The sequence below is a fragment of the Escherichia sp. E1130 genome, from assembly GCF_005781065.1.
Lineage (GTDB): Bacteria > Pseudomonadota > Gammaproteobacteria > Enterobacterales > Enterobacteriaceae > Escherichia.
Window position 1 is genome coordinate 1 of sequence record NZ_VATL01000058.1, and the last position, 3,611, is coordinate 3,611.

Sequence of the window (3,611 nt, forward strand, 5' to 3'; positions counted from 1 at the left end):
ATGAACCGCCCGACATCCGGATCATAGTACCTGTGCAGATTGTAGTGCAGCCCCGTTTCCCTGTCGAGGTACTGTCCCTGGTAACGCAGGTTCTGTTCCACCCTGCCGTGGTCCTTCTCCTGTATCGTGTTACCCCAGACCTGATACCCCGTCTCCCACACGATTTTCCCGTCACTGTCCGTCATCTCTTCCGGCGCGCCGTTCACATCCGTGTGAAAATACAGTATCCGGTTCGGTCCCTCTTTGCCCGCCTTATCCACCCGCGCCAGCGGTTCATAACTCCCCTGGTCACTGTAGATATACAGGCTGCCTGTTCCCTCCGGCCTGCTCTCCTGCGCCAGCCGCATCCCGTCCCATAAAAATTTTGTCCGGTTGTACGGCTTACCGTCAGGGCTGATGTGCTGTTTTTCCGTCCGCCTCCCCAGCGCATCGTACACATACCGGTATGTTCCCCGCACTGTCGTCACTTCCACCATCCGGTGTTCCGCATCATAACGGTAACTCTGCGTTCCGCTCCGGCCCTGCTTTTCCACCGTCCGGCCATGTTCGTCATAACGATAGTGCACACCACGGTAAGACATCAGCCGGTTGAACGGCACCACGCTGTTTTCTGCCGTGGCCCTTTCCCCCGCGCGCCTCCCCAGCAGGTTTCCCGCCGCGTCGTACTGCCAGCTCGCCAGATACCCCTCATCCTCCGAACGACACGCCGTGATGCGTCCCGTGGTGTCATAGAAGTAATCCGTTTCCCCCCGCCGGCTGTGCCGCGTCTTCAGCAGTTCATCCTCGCCGCTGTAGCTGTACTGCCGGTCCGTGAACGTCTCCGGTACCACCCCGCGCATCCCGCTGTATGTCTCCCTGCGCTTCAGCCGCCCGGTGGGGTCGTAAAGCTGCCGCGTGCTCAGTCGCCCCTGACTTCTGAGCACCTCCCGGTGCAGGGCGTCACGTGTGAACTCGCTGATGACCTCCCGGTCCAGATTTATCTGCTGGAGATGGCCGCTCCCGTAGTACAGATGGCGCTGCGTTCTGCCGTCCGGAAAGGTGGTGGCAGTCCGGTTGCTGAGTTCATCGTACTGATGGGTTAAGACGCCCTGCGCCGTCTCCTCAGTCAGCATCCGCCCCAGTCTGTCGTAACTGAAACGGATAATCTCCGGTGCGTCTGTTTCCCCGGCATCCGACCGCCGGCGGCGGATTTCCAGTAGCTGGTCTGCCGCATCACAGACGTATTCCGTACGGCTGTCGGCTGTCTCCTTTGCCGTGAGCCGGCCCACCGCATCACGCGCCAGCCGGTGACGGATTTCACCGCCCCGGTCCCCGGTGAACACCACTTCCGTGACCGCGTTCAGCGCGTTGTAACGGTACGCCTGGCGGCAACCGTCCGGGTTTATCTGCTCCGCCAGACGGTCCAGCACATCGTGGCGGAACTGATAGCTTTCTCCGTTCTCGTTTGTCAGCCGGGTCAGCCGCCCGTAAGCGTCGTACCCGAACGCCGTCCTGCGTCCCGTCGCGTCCGTCCGGCTGCGCACCCGGCCCTGCCCGTCGCGTTGCCAGCGCGTTATCCTCCCCATCGGGCTGGTGTACTTCACCAGCCTGCCCGCCGCGTCCGACTGGTAATTCACCGTGCGGCCGTCCGCCAGTATCACCTCCACCAGGTGACCGCTGTCGTCATACCCGTAGCGGGTGCTGTGGCCCTGCGCGTCAGTCATCCGTATCAGCCGCGTGCGTTCGTCGTAGAACCAGGCCGTCTGCGCGCCGGAACAGTCCGTATGTCGCATGAGCTGCCCGTCTTCGTTCCACTGAAGGTATTTATTCCCCCCACGGGCATCGGTTATCTGTACCACCTGGCCGTGGCGGTCATACTGATACCGGGTGTTCTGTTGCAGCGGATCGGTCACGGCAAGAAGATTGCCGCGTTCATCGTACTCACAGCGCCAGCTGTTCCCCGCTGCATCCACTTCCGTTTCCGGTTCGTGCCACACCGGGTGCCACTGTGTCTGTGTCACCCGCCCGAGCGGGTCGTGCGTCTCCGTGATATGCCCCAGTCGGTCATACACATAGCGCCATTTGCCGCCCTGAGCGTCGGTCATCCCCAGCAACAGTCGTTCTTCGTCGCTCCAGCGGAACGTCATCACCTGCCCGGCTTCGTCCTGGTACGCCGTCACCTGATTCTGTGCATCCCACTGATGAAAGCGGGTCCGGCCCATCCCGTCTGTCACGCATACCACACGTTCAGCCATCCGCCAGTCCAGACGGTATTGTGCGCCACTGTCAGTATGGTGGCCCGTCACGCGCCAGCCTGCATCATCCGGCCCTTCATACCGGCCCCACTGGTAATAATATCCTTCGCCGCCGGGCTGGCGGTGCAGCGTCATGCAGTGGTTTTCGTCGTAAGCAAACTCACGCAGCAGGTGCCCCGTGCTGTCGTACACGCCGTTCAGGTGGCCGGCCTCGTCATAGCTGTAACGACGCAGCAGTAAAGGAGCAGCCTCAGGGAAATGCTGATAAATCTGTGTCACCCGCCGGGGATGCGCCGCCAGTTCGTAATACAGACGGATGCACGGACGCTGCTGTTCGCCGCTGATTTCAGTGATGCGTCCCCGGTCGTCGTAGTACAGATTCAGACAGTTGCTGTTACGGTCGCCCAGCATTTTCAGCCGCTGGCGCTGCGGGTGATGCGGGTCGGCTTCAAACAGAAAAAACTGTCCGTCATCGCTGCTGATAAGCCAGTGCCCCTGCTCACCACGCCGTACTGCCAGTCCTTCGCCGGGGCTGTAAAAGCCACTCCCCGGCAGCACGGCTTCCATATCCAGGCGTCGCCCCATACCCGACACAAAGGTCATGCAGTTTTCGTCCGCGTTACCCGGCGTGCGCACGAGGCTCACTTCATACATCACACTCCAGCCCTGACCAAACATCCCTTCCGTGCGTTCGTCACGACTGCTGTACACGCGCTGCCAGTCCAGCGGAAAGTGGCCCGGCAGGCTGAAGTCGAAGTCATCGTCATCGGCCAGGTATTTGGCCCCGGTGGCGGCATTGACCGGATGCGGAAGGGCTGTGGTGGCCTTCTGCGTCAGAATGCTCATTCCGATACTGGCAGCAAAACAGGCGATTTTAGAAAGCATTTTGCCCGGGCGAAGTAACATCAGCGCCACGGTTGCCACCAGGGTTATCTGCGACTTGCCGCTTCTGATATCCCTGACCACCAGTAACGGACCGCCAATGCGGACATCCGGTGATACAAATTCCCCGTCCCCCGGCTCATTCACCACCCTGGCCTCGCAGGTGCAGCGTGCCCCGCTGCGTGCCGCCGGCTGGCTGTTGATACGCACATCCCGCGCGCCTTCCGCGATATATTCCGCCGCGGGCGGCTCGTCATCGCCTTTGAACAGATTACTGATACTACCAGTAACCGCATTCACTCCCTGAAAGGCGGTTTCCAGCATACCGACCGGATTTAACAGGTTAAGTGCCGTTCCCAGAGGGTCATCCAGAAAGGCGGCTTTTTTTTGTGCGAGTAACTGAGTCAGTGAGGAGGGATGTTTATGACAGTCGATTTTATCGTCAGGGGTCGGGGTGGAGCCAGGAGCCGCACTGGCCACGGTGGGCTGCCACAG

At 60.9% G+C, this 3,611-nt stretch carries 1 protein-coding gene; it reads right to left on the bottom strand.

The window, feature by feature from the left end:
• Window positions 1-3,611: DUF6531 domain-containing protein (locus tag FEK66_RS25110; protein ID WP_138211642.1), on the bottom strand; the 3,611-nt coding region annotated here is incomplete at both ends.